Source organism: Microbacterium sp. MMO-10 (genome assembly GCF_037148715.1).
Taxonomy (GTDB): Bacteria; Actinomycetota; Actinomycetes; order Actinomycetales; family Microbacteriaceae; genus Microbacterium.
Genome location: NZ_JBBCSV010000006.1, coordinates 42,578 through 65,089 on the forward strand (window position 1 = coordinate 42,578; position 22,512 = coordinate 65,089).

General features: G+C 72.5%; 13 protein-coding genes and 1 pseudogene. 3 read left to right on the forward strand and 11 right to left on the reverse strand.

Features of this window, described 5'->3' with window-relative positions; genetic code table 11:
• The first annotated feature begins 80 nt into the window (after positions 1-80).
• Positions 81-1,106 carry an ABC transporter substrate-binding protein gene (locus tag WFJ17_RS18270; RefSeq protein WP_251448216.1) on the forward strand — a complete coding sequence of 342 codons (1,026 nt, stop codon included), beginning with the start codon at positions 81-83 and terminating at the stop codon, positions 1,104-1,106.
• Between the two features lie 89 nt (positions 1,107-1,195).
• Positions 1,196-3,241 (forward strand): iron ABC transporter permease, encoded by a 2,046-nt coding sequence (locus WFJ17_RS18275; RefSeq protein ID WP_336649175.1) that lies wholly within the window; start codon positions 1,196-1,198, stop codon positions 3,239-3,241.
• 280 nt (positions 3,242-3,521) lie between these two features.
• Here the strand turns inward: WFJ17_RS18275 and WFJ17_RS18280 are convergent, their stop codons facing one another.
• The 9 genes from WFJ17_RS18280 to WFJ17_RS18320 all read right to left on the reverse strand — a co-directional run bounded on the left by WFJ17_RS18280 (position 3,522) and on the right by WFJ17_RS18320 (position 16,232).
• Positions 3,522-5,144, reverse strand: coding sequence for a phytoene desaturase family protein (locus WFJ17_RS18280; RefSeq protein ID WP_336649176.1), 1,623 nt, complete (start codon positions 5,142-5,144; stop codon positions 3,522-3,524).
• 40 nt (positions 5,145-5,184) lie between these two features.
• On the reverse strand, positions 5,185-6,084 hold the full coding sequence (locus WFJ17_RS18285) for a universal stress protein (protein ID WP_251448224.1): 900 nt from the start codon (positions 6,082-6,084) through the stop codon (positions 5,185-5,187).
• On the reverse strand, positions 6,081-7,586 hold the full coding sequence (locus WFJ17_RS18290) for an APC family permease (RefSeq protein WP_251448227.1): 1,506 nt from the start codon (positions 7,584-7,586) through the stop codon (positions 6,081-6,083). The genes WFJ17_RS18285 and WFJ17_RS18290 overlap by 4 nt, the downstream gene beginning before the upstream one ends.
• Positions 7,587-7,726: 140 nt before the next feature.
• Positions 7,727-8,407, reverse strand: a complete 681-nt coding sequence (locus tag WFJ17_RS18295; protein ID WP_336649177.1) for a response regulator transcription factor — start codon at positions 8,405-8,407, stop codon at positions 7,727-7,729.
• The gene (locus WFJ17_RS18300; protein WP_336649183.1) at positions 8,404-11,280 is read right to left on the reverse strand and encodes an ATP-binding protein; all 2,877 of its coding nucleotides are present in this window, start codon (positions 11,278-11,280) and stop codon (positions 8,404-8,406) included. The genes WFJ17_RS18295 and WFJ17_RS18300 overlap by 4 nt, the downstream gene beginning before the upstream one ends.
• Positions 11,281-11,343: 63 nt before the next feature.
• Positions 11,344-11,985 carry a potassium-transporting ATPase subunit KdpC gene (gene kdpC / locus WFJ17_RS18305; protein WP_251448233.1) on the reverse strand — a complete coding sequence of 214 codons (642 nt, stop codon included), beginning with the start codon at positions 11,983-11,985 and terminating at the stop codon, positions 11,344-11,346.
• Between the two features lie 145 nt (positions 11,986-12,130).
• A complete protein-coding gene (gene kdpB, locus WFJ17_RS18310) occupies positions 12,131-14,461 on the reverse strand; it encodes a potassium-transporting ATPase subunit KdpB (protein ID WP_336649178.1) in 2,331 nt (776 codons plus the stop codon).
• Positions 14,458-16,143 (reverse strand): potassium-transporting ATPase subunit KdpA, encoded by a 1,686-nt coding sequence (gene kdpA, locus WFJ17_RS18315; protein ID WP_336649179.1) that lies wholly within the window; start codon positions 16,141-16,143, stop codon positions 14,458-14,460. The genes kdpB and kdpA overlap by 4 nt, the downstream gene beginning before the upstream one ends.
• Positions 16,143-16,232: a potassium-transporting ATPase subunit F gene (locus WFJ17_RS18320; RefSeq protein WP_251448240.1), complete on the reverse strand. Its 90-nt coding sequence runs from the start codon at positions 16,230-16,232 to the stop codon at positions 16,143-16,145. Before WFJ17_RS18320 ends, kdpA begins: the two co-directional genes overlap by 1 nt.
• 298 nt (positions 16,233-16,530) lie before the next feature.
• On the opposite strand from WFJ17_RS18320, the gene WFJ17_RS18325 reads away from it, so the two are divergent.
• The gene (locus WFJ17_RS18325) at positions 16,531-17,523 is read left to right on the forward strand and encodes an EamA family transporter (RefSeq protein ID WP_336649180.1); all 993 of its coding nucleotides are present in this window, start codon (positions 16,531-16,533) and stop codon (positions 17,521-17,523) included.
• Between the two features lie 182 nt (positions 17,524-17,705).
• Here WFJ17_RS18325 and WFJ17_RS18330 read toward each other — a convergent pair whose 3' ends face one another.
• Together WFJ17_RS18330 and WFJ17_RS18335 are read right to left on the reverse strand one after the other, a co-directional pair.
• Positions 17,706-21,125: an NAD-glutamate dehydrogenase gene (locus tag WFJ17_RS18330; RefSeq protein ID WP_336649184.1), complete on the reverse strand. Its 3,420-nt coding sequence runs from the start codon at positions 21,123-21,125 to the stop codon at positions 17,706-17,708.
• An 82-nt stretch (positions 21,126-21,207) separates the two neighbouring features.
• A pseudogene (locus WFJ17_RS18335) lies at positions 21,208-22,422 on the reverse strand (NAD-glutamate dehydrogenase); the annotation flags it as partial.
• Positions 22,423-22,512 lie beyond the last annotated feature (90 nt).

The window sequence follows — 22,512 nt, forward strand, 5'->3', positions numbered from 1 at the left end:
CGACCCCGCCCGGCATGCCCGGATCCCCGATCTCGACCTCTTCTGCTTCCCGACCACCGATCCACCGACCCTGGAGAACCATGCGCAAGCCCCTCGCCGTCCTCTCGCTGCTCGCCGCGAGCACCCTCGCCCTCGCCGGCTGCGGGACAACCTCTGTCGCCGCGCCCACCGGCAGCGCCGCCCCCGCTGCGAGCGCCGAGTGCGCGAAGGACACGACGCGCACCGCCACGGGGCCGGTCAGCGTGACCGACGCCCTGGGCCGCACCGTGAAGCTCGACAAGCCCGCCGAGCGCGTCGCCGTGCTGGAGTGGCAGCAGGTCGAGGACGCCCTCACCCTGTGCGTGACCCCCGTCGCCGTGGCCGACGCGGCCGGCTACCGCCAGTGGGACAGGGCCGAGACGCTGCCCGAGGGCGTCGCCGATGTCGGAACCCGCCAGGAGCCGAACCTCGACGCGCTGTTCCAGACCAAGCCCGACCTCGTGATCGTGGAGGCGCAGACGCGCGACGATGCGATCATCGGCCAGCTCGAGAAGTACGGCGTGCCCGTGCTCGTGACGATCGGCGCCGATGCGAAGGATCCGGTGAAGCAGCTGCTCGCGACCTTCGATCTCATCGCGCAGGCCACGGGTCGCACCGAGCGTGCCGAGGCCGTCGCGACGGAGATGAAGGACCACCTCGCGGAGGCGAAGAAGGCCCTTGCCGCAGCGTCGCCCGCCAGCACCGACTTCGTCTACTTCGACGGCTGGGTCGACGGCGGCACCGTCTCGCTGCGCCCCTTCGGCACCGGTTCGCTCATCGGCGCGATCGGCGGCGAGCTCGGGCTCACGAACGTGTGGAAGGGCGAGACCGATCCCGCCTACGGGCTCGGCAGCACGGACATCGAGGGCATGACGACCGTCGGCTCCGCCACCCTGCTGTACACCGGCACCGACGACCCGGACAGTGAGAGCTTCATCAAGGCCGCCGAGAAGAACCCGGCCTGGGCCTCGATCCCGGCCGTGAAGGAGAAGCGGATCCACGCGTTCCCGGCCGGGATCTGGACGTTCGGCGGGCCGCGCTCGGCCGAGAAGATCGCCGACGCGTACGTCGACGCGTTCACCCGGTGAGCCGCGGGCGGTGCGATGACCTTCCTTCGGGGTCGTTGAGCGAGCATCGGCGCAGCCGAAGCGAGACGAAACGCGGCATCCCCGCGGGAGTGCGGCGTTCCGTCTCGCCGTCGGTTCGCGAGGCGGCCCCGGGAATCGGGGTCCGCGCGCGCCTCGGCGCCGTCGGGGTGCTGGTCCTCCTCGCGCTCGCGCTCACCGCTGCCGCCGGCTGGCACCTCACCCAGGGCACGAGCGGGGCGGTCTGGGCGAACCCCGAGATCCTGCTCGGGGCGCGCCTGCCCCGGCTCGCCGCGGGTGTGGCCGTCGGCGTGGCCCTCGGCATGGCCGGCCTGCTCATGCAGTCGCTGGCGCGCAACGCCCTGGCCTCGCCCGACACGCTCGGCGTGACGTCGGGCGCCTACCTCGCGATCACCGCGGTCGCCGCCTTCGGCATCTCCGTCCCGTTCTGGGCCTCGGGGATCGTCGCGTTCGCCGGCGGGCTCGTGGCCGCCGTGATCGTTCTGGGCCTCGCCGGAGGGGCCGGATCCTCGACGACCCGGCTCGTGCTGGCCGGGTCCGCGCTGGCACTGGCGTTCCAGGCCGCGACCTCGGCGCTGCTGATCCTGTTCAGCGAGCAGACCAAGGGCCTGCTCGCCTGGGGGAGCGGAAGCCTGTCGCAGCTCGGGCTCGAGGCGTTCCTGCGCGCCGCGCCGGTCGTCGTGGTCGCCGGCCTGCTGGCGCTGCTGCTCGCCCGGCGGCTGGACGTCCTCGCGCTCGGCGACGATCTGGCCGCATCCCTCGGGGTGAGGATCCGTTCGACGCGCGTCCTCGGGATCCTGCTCTCGGTGCTGCTCACCGCGACCGCCGTCACGCTCGCCGGCCCGCTCGGGTTCGTCGGCCTGTGCGCCCCCGTGCTCGCCCGCCTGCTGGTGCGGATCGTGCCGGGGCTCGGCCGGCACGCCCTGCTCCTGCCCGCTTCCGGCCTCCTCGGCGCGCTCGTGGTGATCCTCGCCGACGTGCTGCTGCGGCTCCTCATCGGCGCCGAGGGGGCCATCGCCGTTCCGACGGGCGTGGCGACGACCGTGCTCGGATCTGTCGTGCTCGTGGTGATGGCGCGGCGGCTGCGCGATTCCGGACCGACACGACGGCCGCCGTCGATCCGGTTCGGCGTGCGGGGGCCGCTGCGCTTCCGGCTCGTGGTCGGGATCTCGGCCGTGCTGGCGGTCGCCGTCGTGGTCGCTGGCCTGCTGGTGGGGGCGACGCCGCTGCTCACCGGGGACGTCCTGCTCTGGCTGCAGGGGCAGGCGCCGCCGCAGATCGCGTTCGCACTGGACGAGCGTGCCCCGCGGGTGATCGCCGCCGTCACCGCGGGGGCTGCCCTCGCGCTCGCCGGATGCCTGACCCAGGCGGTGAGCCGCAACCCGCTCGCCGATCCCGGACTCCTCGGCATCACCGGGGGCGCGGGGCTCGGCGCGGTGCTCGTCGTCACGAGCGCCGCGGCCTCGACGTTCGGCATGCTCGCGGCGGCGGTGGTCGGCGCGCTCTGCGCGTTCGCGCTCGTGTATCTGCTCGCCTGGCGCGGCGGGCTCAGTGCGGATCGGTTCATCCTCATCGGGATCGGCGTCTCGTCGGCGGCGGTCGCGCTCACGTCCTTCGTGCTGCTGCGGGCGAGCCCGTTCGACACCCCGAAGATCTACACCTGGCTGAGCGGAACGACCTACGGCCGGATCTGGGAGCAGGTCGTCCCCCTGGCGGTGGTGCTGATCATCGCCCTGCCGGTGGTGCTGATGCGCCATCGCGAACTGGATCTGCTCGCCCTCGACGAGGACACCCCGCGCGTGCTCGGAGTGAAGCTCGAGCGTTCGCGCCTGCTGATCCTCGCCGTGGCGGCGCTCCTCGCGGCGTTCAGCGTGGTGGCGGTCGGCGTCATCGGCTTCGTCGGCCTGGTCGCCCCGCACGCCGCGCGCGCCCTGGTCGGCGGCCGGCATGCGCGCGTGGTGCCCGTCGCGGTGCTGCTGGGGGCGGTGCTGGTCGGCCTCGCGGACGCGGTGGGCCGCACGGTCATCGCGCCGGCGCAGCTGCCCGCCGGGCTCGTGGTCGCGGTCCTCGGCGCTCCGTACTTCGTGTGGCTGCTCTGGCGCTCCCGCGACGTGTGAGCCGGCGGTGGTCGCCGGCCCGCCGGGGTCGTTGAGCGAGGACGGCGAAGCCGACCGAGACGAAACGCGGTGACGGGGGAGAGTGCGGCGTTTCGTCTCGCGCCGGCTGCGCCGGTGCTCGCTCAACGACCCCGGGTGGGTGCCGGCTGCGCCGGTGCTCGCTCGACGACCCCGGGTGGGTGCCGGCTGCGCCGGTGCTCGCTCGACGACCCCGGGTGGGTGCCGGCTGCGCCGGTGCTCGCTCGACGACCCCGGACCGCGCGGGCTGGGGGCGGCGGTTTCAGCCCGCGGCGTCGGCCTCGAGCAGCGCCATCGCGGCGTTGTGCCCGCCGATGCCCGAGACCGCGCCGCCGCGGACCGCGCCGGATCCGCACAGCAGCACGTCAGGGAAGCGGGTGGCCACGCCCCAGCGCCGGGCGGGGGTGTCGAGCTCGGCGTCGTCCTCGGCCCAGGGCCAGGACAGCGGCCCGTGGAAGATGTTGCCGCCCGGCATCGCGAGCGCCTCCTCCAGATCGCGCGTCGTCTTGACCTCGATGCACGGCTCCCCCGCCGCATCGACCGCGAGGACGTCCTCGATCGGCTCTGCGAGCACCGAGTTCAGGGAGGCGAGCGCCGCGGTCCGGATCCGGTCCCGCAGCTCGTCGTTGCCGATCCGGTCGACGAGCCGGTCGGGCACGTGCAGGCCGAACAGCGTGAGGGTCTGCGCGGGGGTGTCGCGCAGCGACTCGCCCAGGATCGTCCGGTCGCTCAGCGTGTGACAGTAGATCTCGCACGGCAGCGGATCCGGGAGCTCGCCCCCTTCCGCCCGTTCGAAGGCCGTGCGCAGCTGCACGCCGAGCTCGTTGATGTGGAAGGTGCCGGCGAACGCCGCCTCGGGGGCGACGGTCCCGTCGCGCAGCTTCGGCAGCCGGGTGAGGAACAGGTTCACCTTCGCCTGCGCCCCCTCGGGGCGGGCCACCGCGGCGCCGGACGCCCCGAGCGCGCCGGCATCGCCGAGGAGTCGTTCCAGCACCGCGGGCGCGACGTTCGAGAGGACCGTGCGGGCGGTGGCCGCCTGCACCTCGCCGTCGTGGCGGTACTGCACGGTCGCGGACCGGCCCTCGGCGGCGGGGGCGACCGACAGCACCTCGGCCCCGGTCAGCACCCTCGCGCCGGCCGTCGCGGCGGCCCGGGCGATCTCGGCCGAGACCGCGCCCATGCCCCCGACCGGCACGTCCCAGTCGCCCGTGCCGCCGCCGATCACGTGGTACAGGAAGCAGCGGTTCGCGTCGAGCGCCGGATCGTCGAGGCTCGTGAACGTCCCGATCAGCCCGTCGGTCGCGACGACGCCGCGCACCAGGTCGCTGCGGAACCGGGCGTCGATCGTCGCGCCGAGCGGCCGCTCGATGAACGCGTCCCAGACGGCGTCGTCGCCGAGGAGCGCCTTCGCGGCTCCGCGGGTCGGCAGCGGCTCGGTCAGCGTCGGGAACAGGGCCTCCGCGATCCGCCGGGTCTCGTCGGAGAACGCATCCCATGCGGCCAGGTCGGAGGCGTCGACCCCGGCACGGGCGAAGTCGGCCCTGGCCCCCTCGGCGTCGGCGGCGCGGTCGACCAGCAGGCCGCGGGTCGGGTCGAGCGGATCCGGGGTGTACGAGGAATAGCGCCGCCGGACGAGGCCGATGTCCAGGCCCAGGTCGTCGATGATCCGCTGCGGCAGCAGGCTCACGAGATAGGCGTAGCGGGACAGCCGCGCGTCGACGCCCTCGAACGCCTGCGCCGAGACGGCCGCCCCGCCGACGTGGTCGTCGCGCTCGAGCACGAGCACGCTGCGGCCGGCCCGGGCGAGATAGGCGGCGGCGGTCAGTCCGTTGTGACCCCCTCCCACGATGACGGCGTCGTAGTCGGGGGTCTTCTCGTCGGACATGAGGAATCCTCGTTCATCGCGGGTCACCGTCGGATCCGGCTCACTCCGCCGTGGCCGCACCGGGCACGGCGACGACGGGGACCGGGGCGTAGCGGATGATCTTGGCCGCGCTCGATCCCAGGAACACGCGAGCGATCGGGTGCGTCGACGACGATCCGATCGCGAGGATGTCGCCCTCCTCCCAGTCGAGCCGGCGGATCGCGCGGGCCCAGTCGGATCCCTCGGCGATCGTGAACGTGAGCGTGTCGTCGTCGAAGCCCTGCGAGCGCAGGAACTCCTCCGCCTCGTGCTGAGCGTTGCCCGCCTGCATCCGCCACAGATCGATCACCTGGGTCTCGGCGTGCCCCATCCGGGAGGTGACGGGTCGGCGGGGCGGGGCGACGACGAAGGTCACCACCCGAAGCCGCGCCCCCGTGCGCCGGCAGATCTCGGCGACGCCGGTGAGCAGCGACCAGCTGGCGTCGTCGTCGCGGAAGGCGACCGTGACGCGGGTCACGCCGCTGTCGGTGCGGTAGCCCCGCGGCGCGATGGCCACGGGGATCGGCGACGAGTGCACGAGCCGGTCGGTCTTCGAGCTGAGCCGGATGCGGCCGGGCTCGGCGTCGCCGCTCGATCCGACCACGAGCATCCGCGCCTCGTGCTCCGTGGCCTGCTCGATGAGCGCCTGGGGGACGGAGCGCCCGCTCACCCAGACCGCGGTGCCGTCGATGCCCGGGTGCTGGGCGAGGTCGGCGCGCGCCTCCTCGGCGGTGATCTCGCCCTCTCCCGCCGCCCAGTCCTCGAACTCCCGGTCCGTGCCGCCGGCGAGCGGGTTGCCCCACCCCTGCGGGACGACGGACACGGCGCGGACGTGCTGGGGTTCGGAGCGGGCGAACTGGCAGGCGAGCTCGATGGCGGAGCGATCGTTGTTGTGGGGGCCGTAGCCGACGAGGTAGGTCACTTGCTCTGGTCCTCGAGTTCGGGGTGGATGGGTTCGGAGATCTCCTCGTCGGAGGTGTAGGTGTTCAGCGTGGCCTTGCGGCGCCCGTAGGCGAGGTAGAACAGGAACACGATCACGAGCCAGCTCACGCAGATGATCCAGGTGATGGGCTGCAGCTGGGTCAGCACGTACACGCAGACCAGCACGGTGAGGATCGGCACGACCCACGGGCCGAACGGGACCTTGTACGGCCGCTCGATCTCGGGGTGGGTGCGGCGCAGGACCATGAGGGAGATCGCCACGATGCTGAACGCGACCAGGGTGCCGAAGGAGACGCTGTCCCACAGGTAGTCCGCCGGCACGAACCCGGCGACGAGGGCGACGATGATCGACACCGTGAGCGTGTTGAAGACGGGGGTGCCGAACTTCGGGCTGACGCGCTCGAACTTCTTCGAGACCATCCCGTCGCGGGAGATCGAGAACAGGATGCGGGTCTGCCCGTAGAGCGTTACCAGGGTCACCGAGAACACGGAGATCACGGCGCCGGCGGACAGGATGATCGGCCAGATCGGGCTCCCGGTCACGTTCAGGAGGATCTTCGCGAGGCCCGCCTCGCCGGCCTCCTTCGTCGCGAACCAGCTCGCCGGCTCGGCGGCGAGGCCCGCGACCGAGACCAGGACGTAGATCGCGGTGACGATCAGCAGCGCACCGATGATCGCGCGGGGGATCGCCTTCTGCGGGTTCTTCACCTCCTCGGACGCGGTGGCGACCGCGTCGAGTCCGATGTAGGAGAAGAAGATCACCCCCGCCGCGCCGCTGATCCCGGACGCCTGCCCGAAGAAGTTCGCGAAGTGGTCGGAGTTGAACGCGGTGAACGCGAGGACCACGAACAGCAGCAGCACGCCGAGCTTGATGCACACCATGATGGCGTTCACCGTCGCCGACTCCGATGCGCCGCGGATCAGCAGCAGCATGCACAGGCCGATCAGCACCACGGCGGGCAGGTTGATGAACCCGCCGTTGGGGGATCCGTCCGGATTCGGGATGAACGTCAGCGACAGCGCCGTCGGCAGCTGGAAGTGGAACAGCTGGAGCAGCAGCTCGTTGAAGTAGCCGCTCCACCCGACCGCGACCGCGGAGACGGCGAGGCCGTATTCGAGCAGCACCGCGCCGCCGACGAGGACCGCCGGACCCTCGCCCAGCGCGTGATACGTGTACGAGTAGCTGGATCCGCTGACGGGGATCGCCGACGCGAGCTCGGCGTAGCAGAGCGCCGACAGCCCCGCGGCGACCGCCGCGAGCAGGAACGACAGGATGACCGCGGGTCCGGCCAGCGGGACCGCGCTGCTGAGGACGAAGAAGACGCCGGTGCCGACGGTGGCGCCGACGCCGAACATCATCAGCTGGAACGTCCCCAGATTGCGGGACAGCTCCTCGCCCTGATGGTGCCGTCGCTGGAAGATGATCGGCTTGCGGCGCACGAGCTGGCGTCCGAAGGACGACGGGGTGTGGTTGGTGGACATGTGGCTCCCAAAGGCCGGTGGCGGGCGTCTTCGACCGCCGTTGCCTCATGCTGGCATTCGGCAGGAGAGATGCCAACATACCCCCGGAGGGAGATGTCTGGAATCTCAGACAGCCCGCCGTCCGGTACCCAATCGGACGATCAGGCCGGATCCAGTACCAGCCGGTAGCCCATGCCCTGCTCGGTGAGCAGGTGCTGCGGCGCGCTCGGGGTGCGCTCGAGCTTCTTGCGCAGCTGCGAGAGGTAGAGGCGCAGGTAGCCGGTGTCGGTGACCTGCTCCGTGCCCCAGATCTCGCGGAGCAGTTCCTGCCGCGTCACGAGCGCTCCCGGGTGCCGGGCCAGATGCTCCAGGATCTGCCATTCGGTCGGCGTCAGGTGCACGCGCGCGCCCTCGCGGGTCACCGCCTTGGCGGCGAGATCCACCTCGACGTCGCCGAACGTCACGGAGGACTCCGCCGGCGCCCCTCCGCGGCGGCGGGCGAGCGCCCGCAGCCGCGCGAGCAGCTCGTCCACCTGGAAGGGCTTGGTGACGTAGTCGTCGGCGCCCGCGTCGAGCGCCTCGACCTTGTCGGCGGATCCGGTGCGCCCCGAGACGACGAGGATCGGCACGTCGCTCCAGCCGCGCAGGGCCTCGATCACGGCGATCCCGTCGAGCTTCGGCATGCCGAGGTCGAGCAGCACGATGTCGGGGTGCGCCTGCGCGGCCATCGCGATCGCGGCGGCGCCGTCACCGGCGGCGATCACGTCGTAGCCGTGCGCGGCCAGCGTGATCCGCAGCGCACGCACGAGCTGGGGGTCGTCGTCGGCGACGAGCAGTTTCATCGCGGCTCCTCCTCGGTGGACTCGTTCACAACGCTCCCGTCGCGAAAAGTGTCGCTTCCCGGGCCGCTTTCCGACACTTTCTGCGACGGGAGCGGGAGGGATGCGGGCAGGGACTCCGCCCCGGGGGCCGGGAACGCCGGATCCGATCCCGGATCCGGATCCGGGGCCGTGCCGGCCAGGGGCAGCGACACGACCATCGTCAGTCCTCCGCCCGGGGTGTCCTCGGCGGTCAGCGTACCGCCCATGCCCTCGGCGAAGCCCCGGGACAGGGCGAGCCCCAGCCCGAGTCCCGTCGTGTTGTCGGTGTCGCCGTGCCGCTGGAACGGCAGGAACGCGCTCTCGCGCTGGTCTTCGGGGATCCCCGCGCCGCGGTCCGCGACCCGGATCTCGGCGCGCTCGCCGAGGCGGCTCGTCGAGACGATCACGCGCTCCCCCGCCGGGGAGTGCCGCACGGCGTTGGTGAGCAGGTTCACGAGCACCCGCTGCAGCAGCACCGGATCCGCACGCAGCGGCGGCAGGGCGGCGTCGAGGGCGAGCTCGACCTCGTCCGGGCCCAGCGAGAGCTCGTCGAGAGCCGAGACCACTCCGCCTCCGGCGTCGACCTGCTCCAGCGACACGGCCAGCACCCCGGCCTGCACGCGGCTGACGTCGAGCAGGTCCGTCACCAGGCGCGACAGTGTGGCGAGGCTCTCGTCCGCGGTCTCCACGAGCTCGGCGCGATCCTCGGCCGAGAGGCGGTGCGCACTGCGCAGACCGCCCACGGCGGCCACGGCGGCGGCGAGCGGTCGGCGCAGGTCGTGGCTGAGCGCCGAGAGCAGGGCGCTGCGCACCTGGTCCGTCTCGGCGAGCACGGCCGCCTCCTTCGCGGTCTCGCGCAGGTCGGTGTGCTCGATCGCGGCGGCGAGCTGCGCCACGATCGCGTCGAGCAGGCGGCGGCCGGCGGCGTCCAGGTCGCCGCCGTGCAGCTCGAGCAGCGCGCGCGGGCGCCCGTCGGCCCCGACGCCGACCGGCACGGTCTCGACCGCGGCCACGTCGGCCCCCGCCGGAGCGCCCGGCGACCGCAGGGCGCCGCGCCGTGACCGCGAGACCGAACCCGTGGCCCGAGACCGCGGATCGTATCGTCGGTCTCGGGACGGAGGTTCGGTCTCGCGGTCGGTTCGGCGGGGTGAGCGGGGTGCGGGGGGTGCGGGGTATGCGGCGTCGCCGGCGCCTCCGAGCGGTTCTCCGTCGGCGGCGATCACTGCGCCGTCGGGGGAGAGCAGGCGGATCCCGCTCAGCCCGAACGCCTCGCGCGCCCGGGCGACGAGCGCCGTGGGGGCGCTGTCTCCGCGCAGCACGTTGCCGGCCACCGCGGCGAGCAGCTCGGCCTCGCCGGACGCGCGCTGGGCCGCCCTCGCGCGGCGCGCCGCCTGGTCGACGACGATGCTCACGAGCACGGCGATCACGACGTACAGCACGAGCGCCAGCGCGTGCAGCGGATCCGCGATCGTGACGGTGAACAGCGGATCCACGAAGAGGAAGTCGAGGGTGAACCCGCTCAGGACGGCGGCGAACAGTGCGGGCCGCAGGCCGCCGATGAGGGCGACCACCACGACGAGCAGCTGGTAGCTCAGCACGTCGGAGGTGATGGATCCGGGTGCCTTGAGCGAGAAGAGGAGCCAGGACAGCAGCGGTCCGCCGATGAGCGCCACCGCGAATCCGATGAGCTGGCGCCGCCACCCCAGGGCTCCGCCGCTGATCGTCGGGAGCGGTCCGCGCCGCCCCGCCGCGGAGTGCGTGACGATGTGCACGTCGATGTCGCCGGAGCGGCGGATGATCTCGGCGCCGATCCCGGGGCCGGTCAGAGCGGCGGAGAGTCGGCTGCGCCGGCTGACGCCGATGACGAGCTGGCTCGCGTCGACCGATTGCGCGAACTCGACGAGCGTGCCCGCGACGTCGTCGCCGACGAGCTGGTGGTAGCTGCCGCCGAGCGACTCGACGAGCCCGCGCTGCGTGGTCAGCGCTCCGGGGCGGTCGCCGCGCAGGCCGTCCTGCGTGGTGACGTGCACGGCCAGCAGCTCCCCGCCGGCCGAGCGCGCCGCGATCCTCGCGCCGCGGCGCAGCAGCGTCTCCCCCTCGGGGCCGCCGGTGAGGGCGACCACCACGCGCTCCCTGGTCTGCCAGGCGCTGTCGATCCCATGCTGGCTGCGGTAGCTGCGCAGCGCGCTGTCGACCTCGTCGGCGAGCCAGAGCAGCGCCAGCTCGCGCAGCGCCGTGAGGTTGCCGAGGCGGAAGTAGTTCGACAGCGCGGCGTCGATCCGCTCCGCCGGGTACACCTGGCCGGCCGAGAGCCGGTCGCGCAGCGTCTGCGGGGCGAGGTCGACGACCTCGACCTCGTCGGCGCCGCGGATCACCTCATCGGGCACGGTCTCCTGCTGCGCTACGCCCGTGATCTTCTCGACCACCGCGTTGAGCGACTCGATGTGCTGCACGTTCACCGTGGTGATGACGTCGATGCCCGCGTCCAGCAGTTCCTGCACGTCCTGCCAGCGCTTGGCGTTGCGGGATCCGGGGGCGTTCGTGTGCGCGAGCTCGTCGATGAGCGCGAGCTCGGGGCGCCGGCTCAGCACGGCGTCGAGATCGAGCTCGTCGAGCTGCACGCCCCGGTGGGACACCGCGCGGCGCGGCACCTGCTCGATGCCGAGGGTCTGCGCATGCGTCGCGGCGCGGCCGTGGGTCTCCACGATCCCGATCACGACGTCGCGCCCGAGCTCGTGCAGGCGGCGCCCCTCACCGAGCATCTCGTAGGTCTTGCCCACCCCGGGTGCGGCGCCGAGCAGCACGCGCAGGCGACCGCGGGCGTGGGATCCGCCCTCTCGCCGCGCCTCCACCATCGCCGACATCCCTTCACTCACCGACATGCTCGCCCGCGCCGACATGCTCGCCTGCCCGGCGCCTCACCGGCCCAGGGAGTCCAGCGCCTGGTTCAGCTGCAGGACGTTCACCCGCGGCTCGCCGAGGAAGCCGACGTCGCGCGTCTGAATCCTAGACTCCACCAGGGCGCGCACGGCGGACGCGTCGAGGCCGCGCGCGTCCGCGATCCGGTTCACCTGCAGCAGGGCGTAGGCCGGGCTGATCTGCGGATCCAGGCCCGACGCCGAGGCGGTGACGGCGTCGGCGGGGATCGCGGACTCGGCGACGTGCTCGCGGGCGGCGATCGCCGCGCGGCGTTCGGCGATCGCCTTCACCAGGTCGGGGTTGTTCGGTCCGAGGTTGCTGCCGCCGGACGCGGTGGGGTCGTAGCCGTCCTTGCCCGCGGCCGACGGGCGCGGCTGGAAGTACTGCGGCAGCGCTTCGCCGTTCGCATCGGCGAAGGACTGCCCGATGAGCGCGCTGCCGACGGGGGCCGCGCCGCCGGTCCAGCCGCCGGTGGGGTTCCCCTTCGCGTCGACGAGCGAGCCGTTGGACTGCCAGGGCAGCGCGAGCTGGCCGATGCCGGTGATCGCGAGGGTGTAGCCGACGCCGAGCAGGAGGGTGAGCACGAGCATCGCGCGGACGGCGACGCCGGTGAGGCGGACGGTGCCGCGGAGGTTCGACATGGGAGGGCCTTTCGGGAGGGTCTATGTGGGGTCGTTGAGCGAGGCCGCGGAGCGACCGAGACGAAACGCGGTGGTCTGTCGCGGACCGCGTTTCGTCTCGCGCCGCCTGCGGCGGTGCTCGCTCAACGACCCCGTGGTGCGCACGTCAGAAGCCGGGGATGAGGGCGACGACGAGGTCGATGAGCTTGATGCCGACGAACGGCAGGATGACGCCGCCGATGCCGTAGATCAGCAGGTTGCGCTGGAGGATCTGCGACGCGCTCGCCGGCTTGTAGGTCACGCCGCGCAGGGCGAGCGGGATCAGGAAGACGATGACGATCGCGTTGAACACGATCGCGCTCGTGACGGCGGAGGCGGGGGAGTGCAGCTGCATGATGTTGAGCGCGGCGAGCCCCGGGAAGGCGCCCATGAACATCGCCGGGATGATCGCGAAGTACTTCGCGATGTCGTTCGCGAGCGAGAACGTGGTGAGCGCCCCGCGGGTGATGAGCAGCTGCTTGCCGATCCGCACGATGTCGATGAGCTTGGTCGGATCCGAGTCGAGGTCGACCATGTTCCCCGCCTCCTTGGCGGCCGAGGTGCCCGTGTTCATCGCGACGCCGACGTCGGCCTGTGCGAGCGCGGGGGCGTCGTTGGTGCCGTCGCCGGTCATCGCGACGAGACGACCGCCCTCCTGCTCGCGCCGGATGAGGGCGAGCTTGTCCTCCGGGGTGGCCTCGGCGAGGTAGTCGTCGACGCCGGCCTCGGCGGCGATGGCCTTCGCCGTGAGCGGGTTGTCGCCCGTGATCATCACGGTGCGGATCCCCATGCTGCGCAGCTCGCCGAAGCGCTCCGCGAGCCCCTCCTTGACGACGTCCTTGAGATGCACGACGCCGAGGATGCGGGCCCCTCCCCCCGATGCGTTCGAGCGAGCACCCTCTCCCGGGGTCGTTGAGCGAGCGCCGACGGAGTCGGAGCGAGACGAAACGCCGTCTCCGTCGGAAAGCCGCGTTTCGTCTCGGGCGGCTCCGCCGTCCTCGCTCAACGACCCCGAAGAGACCACGGCCACCACGAGGGGGGTGCCGCCGGAGGCGGCGATCTCGTCGGCGAACGCCGCGGCCTCGGCCGCCGCCGCGGCGTCGCCGGAGCCCTCCGACTCGATCCAGGCGCGGATCGCGGATCCTGCCCCCTTGCGGATCTGCATTCCGTCGATGAGATCGACTCCGCTCATGCGGGTCTGCGCGGTGAACGGCACGACCTCGGCGCCCTCGGGAGCGGCGACCACGATGCCGCGGGCGGCGGCGAGGTCGACGATCGATGCGCCCTCGGGCGTCGGGTCGGCGAGCGACGACAGCGCGGACGCCTCCAGCAGCTCCTCCGCGGAGACCCCGGCCACCGGTCGCACGTCGGTGGCGCGGCGGTTGCCGTAGGTGATGGTGCCGGTCTTGTCGAGCAGCAGCGTCGTGACGTCGCCGGCGGCCTCGACGGCGCGACCCGACATCGCGAGCACGTTGCGCTGCACGAGCCGGTCCATGCCGGCGATGCCGATGGCGGAGAGCAGGGCGCCGATCGTGGTCGGGATGAGGCAGACGAGCAGGGCGATGAGCACCGGGATGCTCACGGGGGACGCCGAGTAGGAGGCGATCGGGTTGAGCGCGAGCACGACCACGAGGAACACGATCGACAGGCTCGCGAGCAGGATGTTCAGGGCGATCTCATTGGGCGTGCGCTGGCGGTCGGCGCCCTCGACGAGGGCGATCATGCGGTCGACGAACGTCTCGCCCGGCTGCGAGGTGATCCGCACCACGATGCGGTCGGACAGCACGCGGGTGCCGCCGGTGACGGCGCTGCGGTCGCCGCCCGACTCGCGCACCACAGGGGCGCTCTCGCCGGTGATCGCCGACTCGTCGACGGTCGCGATGCCGGCGATGATGTCGCCGTCGCCGGGGATCGGATCTCCCGCGACCACGATCACGACGTCGCCCCGGCGCAGGTCGGACGAGGCGACCTCCTCGGTGGCGGCGTGCTCCGCGGCGGGATCCGCGACCGCGTCGTAGCCGGTCACCCGGCGCGCCGTCGTGCTCGTGCGGGTCTTGCGCAGCGTCGCCGCCTGCGCCTTGCCGCGCCCCTCGGCGACCGATTCCGCGAGGTTCGCGAACAGCACCGTGAGCCACAGCCAGACGGCGATCGACCAGGTGAAGCCGTTCGGCACCGGGGTGCCGCCCGATGCGGCGGCCCCGGCGCCCAGGAACGGCTCGGCGACCGCGAGCACCGTGGTGACCGCGGCGCCGGCCCAGACGAGCAGGATGACGGGATTGCGCAGCAGGCGTGCGGGGTTCAGCCGGCGCAGCGCGCCGGGCATCGCCTGCACGAGCTGGCTCCAGCCGAAGGCGCGCTGCGGGCGCTTCGGGGATCCGGATCCGTCGTGGGGGGATTCCGGCGACGGGTGGGTGAGCCTTTCGGCAGGCTCGGGGGCCGTGGGGGTGATGACGGTCATCGGACGAGTCCTTCTGCGAGCGGCCCGAGCGTGAGCACGGGGAAGTAGGTGAGGGCGGTGACCACGACGGAGACCGCGATGAGGAGCCCGACGAACTGCGGGCGATGGGTGGGAAGCGTCCCCGCCGTCTCCGGCACGTGCTGCTGCTGGGCGAGGGATCCGGCGAGGGCCAGGACGAACACGATCGGGATGAACCGTCCGAGCAGCATCGCGACGCCGAGCGCGGTGTTCAGCCAGGGCGTGTTCGCGGTGAGGCCCGCGAAGGCGGATCCGTTGTTGTTCGCCGCCGAGGTGAAGGCGTACAGCACCTCGCTGAGCCCGTGGGGGCCCGGGTTGAGGATCGAGGTCTTCTCCACATCGGTGCGGATGGGCGGGATCGCGAAGCTCAGCGCGGTGCCGGCCAGCACGAGGGTCGGGGTGACCAGGATGTAGAGGCTCGCGAGCTTGATCTCGCGCGGGCCGAGGCGCTTGCCCAGGTACTCCGGGGTGCGGCCGACGAGCAGCCCGCCGACGAACACGGCGATCACGGCGAGGATGAGCATGCCGTACAGGCCGGATCCGACGCCGCCGGGGGCGACCTCGCCGAGCATCATGTTGATCATCGGCATCATGCCGCCGAGCGGTGTGAACGAGTCGTGCATGGCGTTCACGGCGCCGGTGGAGGTGAGGGTGGACGCGGTGCCGAACAGGGCGGATCCGAGGATCCCGAAGCGCTGCTCCTTGCCTTCCATCGCGGCGCCCGCCGCCTGGGTGGCGGTGCCGCCGCCGCCGAGCTCGAGCGCGCTGAGCGCGAACAGCGAGACGAGGAAGATCGTGCCCATGACGGCGGCGATCGCGTAGCCCTGGCGGTGGTCGCCGACGATGCGGCCGAACGTGCGCGGCAGGGCGAACGGGATGGCGAGGATCAGCAGGATCTCGAGCAGGTTCGTCCACGGCGCCGGGTTCTCGAACGGGTGCGCGGAGTTGGCGTTGTAGAAGCCGCCGCCGTTGGTGCCGAGGAGCTTGATGGCCTCCTGCGAGGCGACGGGCCCGCCGGGGATCGACTGCGCGACGCCCGCGACGGTGTGCACGTCGGTGAAGCCGGAGAGGTTCTGCGCGACGCCGCCCAGGATGAGCGCGAGCGCCGAGAGCACGGCGAGGGGCAGCAGCAGCCGGACGAGGCCGCGGATGAGGTCCACCCAGAAGTTGCCGATCGTGGCGCTGTCGCGGCGGGCGAAGCCGCGCACGAGGGCGATCGCCACGGCGATCCCGACCGCGGCCGAGGTGAAGTTCTGCACGGCGAGGCCGGCGAGCTGCACCAGGTGGCCCATGGTCTGCTCGGGCGAGTACGACTGCCAGTTGGTGTTGGCGACGAACGAGGCGGCGGTGTTGAACGCGAGCCCCTCCGGCACAGCGGGCAGCCCGAGCGAGAGCGGGAGGACCTGCTGGACGCGCTGCAGCAGGTAGAGCAGCAGCAGGCCGACCACCGAGAACGCGAGCACGCTGCGGGCGTAGGCCCGCCAGGTCTGCTCGGAGGAGGGATCCACGCCGATGAGCCGGTAGATGCCGCGCTCCGCGCGCAGGTCCCTGGCCCCGGTGTAGACGCGCGCCATGTAGTCGCCGAGCGGGCGGTACAGGAGCACGAGGACGGCGATGAGGGTGGCGGCCTGCAGCACGCCGAGCCAGACGTCCGCGGCGCCCATCAGAACTTCTCCGGGGCGACGAGGGCGACCACGAGGTAGCCGATGGCGATGACCGCGAGGGCGGCGGCCGCGATCTCGATGACGATCACAGCTTCTCCACCCCTCGGGCGATCAGCGCGACCAGGGCGAAAAGCGCGAGCGTTCCCGCGACGTAGATGATGTCGAGCACGGATCCGATCGAACCGGTTCCCGGGGCCTCGGATCGGGTTCCTCACGACATCCTCACGACCCGCTGCGGGATCCATGCGCCTTCCGCACGGAACGCCGCGCTCGGCGCCGCGACCGGCCCGCGCACCGGCGGTGCTAGCCTGACGTCGCCCCTGAGCGTCTTCTCGGCCCGGTCACCCCCGCGCCGAACGCGGCGCCGTCCTTCGGCATGGAGGGTTCGTGCCCGCAGTCCTCGCGCTCGTCGCCGCATTCATCTTCGGATCCGCCGACTTCATCGGCGGCTTCGCGGCCAAGACCCTGCGCTCGCTCGCCGTGACCGCGGTCTCCGCGCTCAGCGGCCTCCTCGCCATGGTCGTGGTCGCGCTCGTCGCCCGGCCGGTGTGGCACCCCGACGACGTGCTCTGGGCGGCGCTGTCCGGGGTGAGCAGCGTGGCCGCGGTGGCGCTGCTGTACGGATGCCTCGCGATCGGGCCGATGAGCATCCTGTCGCCGCTCGGCGCGGTCGTCGCCGCGATCGGGCCCGTGCTCTGGGGACTGCTCGTCAACGGCGAGCAGCTCACGGGGATGACCCTGGCCGGGCTCGCCCTGGCGCTGACGGCGACCGTGCTCGTCGGCTTCATCCCGGGCCAGAAGGTCGTGCGGCCGACCCTCCGAGGCGTGCTGATGGCGATCGGATCCGGCCTCGGCATCGGCGTCTTCATGATCGTGATGAGCGGCACGCACGCGGACGCCGGCGTGGCGCCGCTCATCGTGAACCGCGGCGTCAACGCCCTGCTGTGCTCGCTCTTCGTGGTCGGGGTCATGATCGCGGCGCGCCGGCGCGGGCAGCGGGCGACCTCGGCGCTCGTCGCGTCCGGCCCGCAGCTCGGCGCGACGCCGTCGGGACGCGCCGACCTCGAGCACGCCCGCCCGGACCATGCCCCCCGCGGGCTCGGGGCGGGGGATCCGCATGCGGGGGCGATGCGGCTCGTCGCGATCGGCGCCCTGTGGGCGACGGTGGGCGGCGTCGTGGACGCGATCGCGAACGCGCTGACGATCATCGCGCTGCGCAGCGGCGATCTCGGGATCGTCGCCGCACTGACGTCCATGTATCCGGCCGGCACGATCCTGCTCGCCGCCGTGGTGCTGCGGGAGCGGATCGCTCCGGTGCAGTGGGCGGGCCTCGTCCTCGCCCTCCTCGCCGCGGTGCTGTTCGCCCTGCCCGCTCCCTGAGGCGAGGCCGCGGTCGGGGCGACGGAGGCCGCCGAGCGCCCCGCTCGGAGATGTGCATCCCGATCGGACGAATTCACGGAGTTCGTCCGAAGAAGGCGCACATCTCCGAGCGAGGCGCCCGCCGCTCCGCGGGACCCCGGCACGGATCTCGCTACCGCGGTCTGTGCCGGGTGCAGCCCGGGTCAGCGCACCAGCGACCGCAGCTGCCGCAGCGCGACCGACAGCACGGCGATGCCCGGATGCGGCACCGCGGAGGCGGCGGCCAGCGCGCCGGCGGCCCGCTGCGCCGTGCTCCCGCCGCCGGCGAGCCAGTGCGCATACCGCTGATCGAGCGCGAGGCCGCCCGCGTGCGTCTGCACCGAGGCGGTGAGATCCACCAGCACCGCGTACAGGTCGTCGCGCAGGGACGCACGCGCCATCGACTGCCAGCTGTCGTCCTGTGCGAGCCCCGAGACGCTGCTCAGCAGATCGTCGAACCCGATCTCGCCGGAGAGCCGGAAGTAGGTGCGCGCGAGGTCTTCGAGATCCCCGCCCCTGGCCTGGGCGAGTTCGATCACGTCCAGCAGCCGGAGCGCCTCCAGCAGGCTCGCGCCGCGCTGCGCGAGCGCCGCGGGGACGCCGGCGGCGGCGAGGGCCGACTGCCGCGCGGCGAACTGGTCGGCCTCGTCGCCGTGGAAGAAGTCCGCCAGCCGCTCCGAGAGCAGACGGACCGGCTCGGCGAACCGGGCGATCTCCGCCCCGATGTCCACGCCCTCGGAGCGGTGCTGCACGAACCACCGCGCGGCGCGGTCGAGGAGGCGCCGGAAGTCCAGGTACAGGCGGGTCTGGGTCGCGGTGTCCACGACGTTGTCGGTGGCCTCGACCGCGACCACGAAGCCGCGCAGGTCGAAGATCTCCCGTGCGGCGACGTAGGCGCGCGCGATCTGCTCCGCGGTGGCGCCCGTCTCGGCCGCCGCCCGGTCGGCGAACGTGATCCCGCCGCGGTTGACCATCGAGTTCACGACCGTGTTCACGATGATCTCGCGGCGCAGCGGGTGCTCGCCCAGGCGCTCGCCGAAGCGCTCGCGCAGCGCGCTCGGGAAGTACTCCGCGAGGGTTCCGGAGAACCAGGGATCGTCGGCGAGGTCGGTGGCGGCGAGGTCGGTCTTCAGCGCGAGCTTCGCGTAGGCGACGAGCACGGCGAACTCGGGGCGGGTGAGCCCCTCGCCGGCCTCGACGCGCTCCTGCACGGTGAGCCGGTCGGGGAGGAACTCGATCTCCCGGTCCAGTTCGTCGCGTGCCTCCAGGGTCTCCATGAGCCGCTCGTGCACGGGCAGCATGATGGCGGCGTTGGCGCGGGAGTTGCCGAGCAGGACGTTCTGCTCGTAGTTGTCGCGCAGCACCTGCACGGCCACCTCGTCGGTCATCGAGGCGAGCAGCGCATTGCGGTCCTCGATGCCGAGCGTTCCCTCGCGCACGAGCGCGGTGAGCAGGATCTTGATGTTCACCTCGCGGTCGGAGGTGCCGACGCCGGCGGAGTTGTCGATCGCGTCCGTGTTGATCTGCACGCCCGACCGCGCCGCCTCGATCCGCCCCAGTTGGCTGACGCCGAGGTTGCCGCCCTCGCCGACGACGCGCACGCGGAGGCTGCGTCCGTCGACGCGGATCGCGTCGTTCGCGCGGTCGCCGATCTCGGCGTGCGACTCGGACGACGCCTTGACGTAGGTGCCGATCCCGCCGTTCCAGAGCAGGTCGACGGGCGCCAGCAGCACGGCGCGCTTCAGCTCGTTCGGCGTGAGCGCCCCCACCGCGTCGTCGAGTCCGAGCGCGGCGCGCAGCTGCGGCGACACCGGGATCGACTTCGCGCTGAGCGGGAACACCCCGCCGCCGGCCGAGAGGAGAGCCGGGTCGTAGTCGCCCCAGGAGGACCCGGGGAGCCGGAACAGGCGCAGGCGCTCCGCGAAGGAGGCCGCGGGATCCGGATCCGGATCCACGAACACGTGCCGATGGTCGAACGCCGCGACCAGCCGGATGTGCTCGGACAGCAGCATGCCGTTGCCGAACACGTCCCCGGACATGTCGCCGACGCCGACGACCGTGAAGTCCTCGGTCTGGGTGTCGGTGCCGAGCTCCCGGAAGTGCCGCTTCACCGACTCCCAGGCGCCGCGCGCGGTGATCCCCATCGCCTTGTGGTCGTACCCGACGGATCCCCCGGACGCGAAGGCGTCGTCGAGCCAGAAGCCGTACTCCTGCGAGATGCCGTTCGCGATGTCCGAGAAGGTGGCGGTGCCCTTGTCCGCGGCGACGACGAGGTAGGGGTCGTCCCCGTCCCGGCGCACGACGCGATCGGGCGGCACGATGCCTGCGGCGGTGCGGTTGTCGGTGAGGTCGAGGAGTCCGCGGATGAACGTGCGGTAGGCGTCCTTGCCGGCGTCCAGCCAGGCGCCGCGGTCGACGGCAGGATCGGGCAGCCGCTTGCCGACGAAGCCGCCCTTGGATCCGGTCGGCACGATCACGGCGTTCTTGACCATCTGCGCCTTGACCAGCCCCAGCACCTCGGTGCGGAAGTCCTCGCGCCGGTCGCTCCAGCGCAGGCCGCCGCGGGCGACGGCGCCGAAGCGCAGATGCACGCCCTCGACCTCGGGGGAGTACACCCAGACCTCGACCATCGGCCGCGGTGCGGGGAGGTCGGGCACGGCCTTGCTGTCGAGCTTCATCGACACCCAGGGCTTCGGCCGGCCGTCGGCGTCGTGCTGGTAGAAGTTCGTGCGCAGCGTCGCGTCGATCACGCCGAGGAACGCGCGCAGGATCCGATCGTGATCGAGGCTCGCGACGCCGTCGAGGTCGCGGAGCACGCCGTCGCGGATCTCCGCCTGCGCATCGGCGTCGGCCCGATCCGGATCGAAGCTCGCCGCGAACAGGCGCACCAGCGACACCGCGATCTCCGGGTTCGTGATCAGGGCCTGGTCGATGTACCCGGTGGAGAAGGCGGATCCGATCTGCTGCAGGTAGCCGCCGATCGCACGCAGGATCACGATGTCCCGCCAGTCCAGCCCGGCGTGCAGCACGAGGGCGTTGAGGTTGTCGTTCTCCGCGGCGCCCGTCCAGATGGCGAGGAACGCCGCCTCGAACTGCGCGGCGCGGTTCTCGTCGGCCCACAGCGCCGCATCCGGCAGGCGCAGGCCGAAGTCGGAGATGTGCCGGGTGGCGCCGTCGGGCAGCGTGACCGTGTGCGGGCGGTCGTCGACGACCTCGACGCCGAGCGCAGTGAGCATGGGCAGCACCTCCGCGAGCGGACGGGGGTCGACGCTCACGACGGTCAGGAAGCGGCGCGTCGGGTCGTCGCCCTCGGCGTACAGGTGCACGGCGACGCCGCCGGACTCGTCGAGCCGCTCCAGCCGGCTCACGTCGCCGACCGCCTCCGCCGGGCTCGCGAACTCCTTGTAGGACTCGGGGAAGGCCTCGCTGTAGCGGGCGTGCAGCATCCCCGCGGTCTCCTCGTCGTACGCGCCGTGCAGGGCGTCGACGAACTCGGAGTCCCAGGTGCGCAGGGCGGCCTCGAGGCGCGCGGTGAGCTCGGCGGTGTCGACCGCCGGGATGTCGTGGTCCTTCGGCATCCGCATCACGACGTGCAGCTGGGCGAGGGGGGGACTCGCCGACCTTCGCGGTGTACTCGAGGGCGTCGACGCCGTAGGCGTCCTTCAGGAGCGCCTCGATCCGCAGCCGCACCGGGGTGTTGTACCGGTCGCGCGGGAGCAGGACGAGCGCGGACACGAACCGGCCGAACTCGTCGCTGCGCACGAAGATCGCGGAGCCCCGCCGCTCCCGCAGTCGGCTGATCCGGGTCGCGACGTCGAGCAGATGCTCCGGCGAGTCCTGGAAGAGCTCGTCGCGCGGATAGTCCTCGAGGATCTGCTCGAGCTCCTTGGCCGAGTGCGAGCCCGGGGCGTGGCCCGAGGCCGCCAGCACCGCGGACACCTTGGCCGACGCGATCGGCAGGGTCGTGACCGAGGAGGCGTAGGTGATGGAGGTGAACAGGCCGAGGAAGCGGTGCTCCCCGGTCACGTTGCCCGCGTCGTCGAAGGAGCGCACGCCGATGTAGTCGAGGTACACCGGGCGATGCACGGTCGAGCGCGAGTTCGCCTTGGTGATCGTCAGGATCCGCGGCTCGCGCGCGGTCTCCCGTGCTTCCGGGCGCAGATGCACGACGCGGCTCGGCGCGTCGCGGAGGATGCCGAGTCCCGTGTCGTCGATCGGACGCAGCACGTCCTCCCCGTCGATCGACTCGAGCGCGTAGGCCCGATAGCCGAGGAAGGTGAAGTGGTCGTCGGCGAGCCAGCTCAGGAACTCGGTGCCGTGGGAGATCTCCGCCGGCGCCGCGGTCGGGGGCGGGGAGGTGCGCAGTCGGGTGACGATGTCGAGGCAGGTCCGGCGCAACAGGCTCCAGTCCGCCACGGCGGCGTGCACGTCGGCCACGACGGAGAGGATCCGCTCGCGCAGGGCGTCGCGCTGCTCGACGGTGGGGATCCGGTCGGTCTCGAGGTGCATCCAGGACTCGGAGCGGCCGCCGAGGCCGCCCACCTCGAGCAGCCGGCCCTGGTCGTCGCGGCGGACGGTCACGACCGGGTGCAGGAGCAGGTGCACGGTGGGTCCGGCCTCGGCGATGGCCGCGGCGACGGAGTCGACGAGGAACGGGACGTCGTCCGTGCAGATCTGCACGATCGTCCGGCGCGAGGTCCAGCCGTTCTCGGCGATGGTCGGCGTGAAGACGGCGGCACGGGTCTCACCGGGACGCCGCCCTTCGGCGAGCTCGACCATGGCCGCGAGGGCCCCGGTGACGTCGCGCGGATCCCTGTCGTCGAAGCCGTCCCGGGGGAGCCTGCTGCGGAGCCGGTCGATCAGTGCAGTCGTCTCGGGCATCGTCGTCCTTCCAGCGCCGCACGGGCGGACGTTGCCCGTGGTCAGCCCGAGTGTCCCGCCGGGCGGCCCCCGCTGTCAAACGGGTCCGGC

Coding starts and splice junctions, on each gene's coding strand:
- WFJ17_RS18290 (WP_251448227.1), bottom strand. CDS start 7,586: ATGTCCACCAACCACACCCCGTCGTCCTTCGGACGCCAGCTCGTGCGC.
- WFJ17_RS18295 (WP_336649177.1), bottom strand. CDS start 8,407: ATGAAACTGCTCGTCGCCGACGACGACCCCCAGCTCGTGCGTGCGCTG.
- WFJ17_RS18330 (WP_336649184.1), bottom strand. CDS start 21,125: ATGCGGATGCCGAAGGACCACGACATCCCGGCGGTCGACACCGCCGAG.
- kdpC (WP_251448233.1), bottom strand. CDS start 11,985: ATGTCGAACCTCCGCGGCACCGTCCGCCTCACCGGCGTCGCCGTCCGC.
- kdpB (WP_336649178.1), bottom strand. CDS start 14,461: ATGACCGTCATCACCCCCACGGCCCCCGAGCCTGCCGAAAGGCTCACC.
- kdpA (WP_336649179.1), bottom strand. CDS start 16,143: ATGGGCGCCGCGGACGTCTGGCTCGGCGTGCTGCAGGCCGCCACCCTC.
- WFJ17_RS18280 (WP_336649176.1), bottom strand. CDS start 5,144: ATGTCCGACGAGAAGACCCCCGACTACGACGCCGTCATCGTGGGAGGG.
- WFJ17_RS18300 (WP_336649183.1), bottom strand. CDS start 11,280: ATGGTGGAGGCGCGGCGAGAGGGCGGATCCCACGCCCGCGGTCGCCTG.
- WFJ17_RS18270 (WP_251448216.1), top strand. CDS start 81: ATGCGCAAGCCCCTCGCCGTCCTCTCGCTGCTCGCCGCGAGCACCCTC.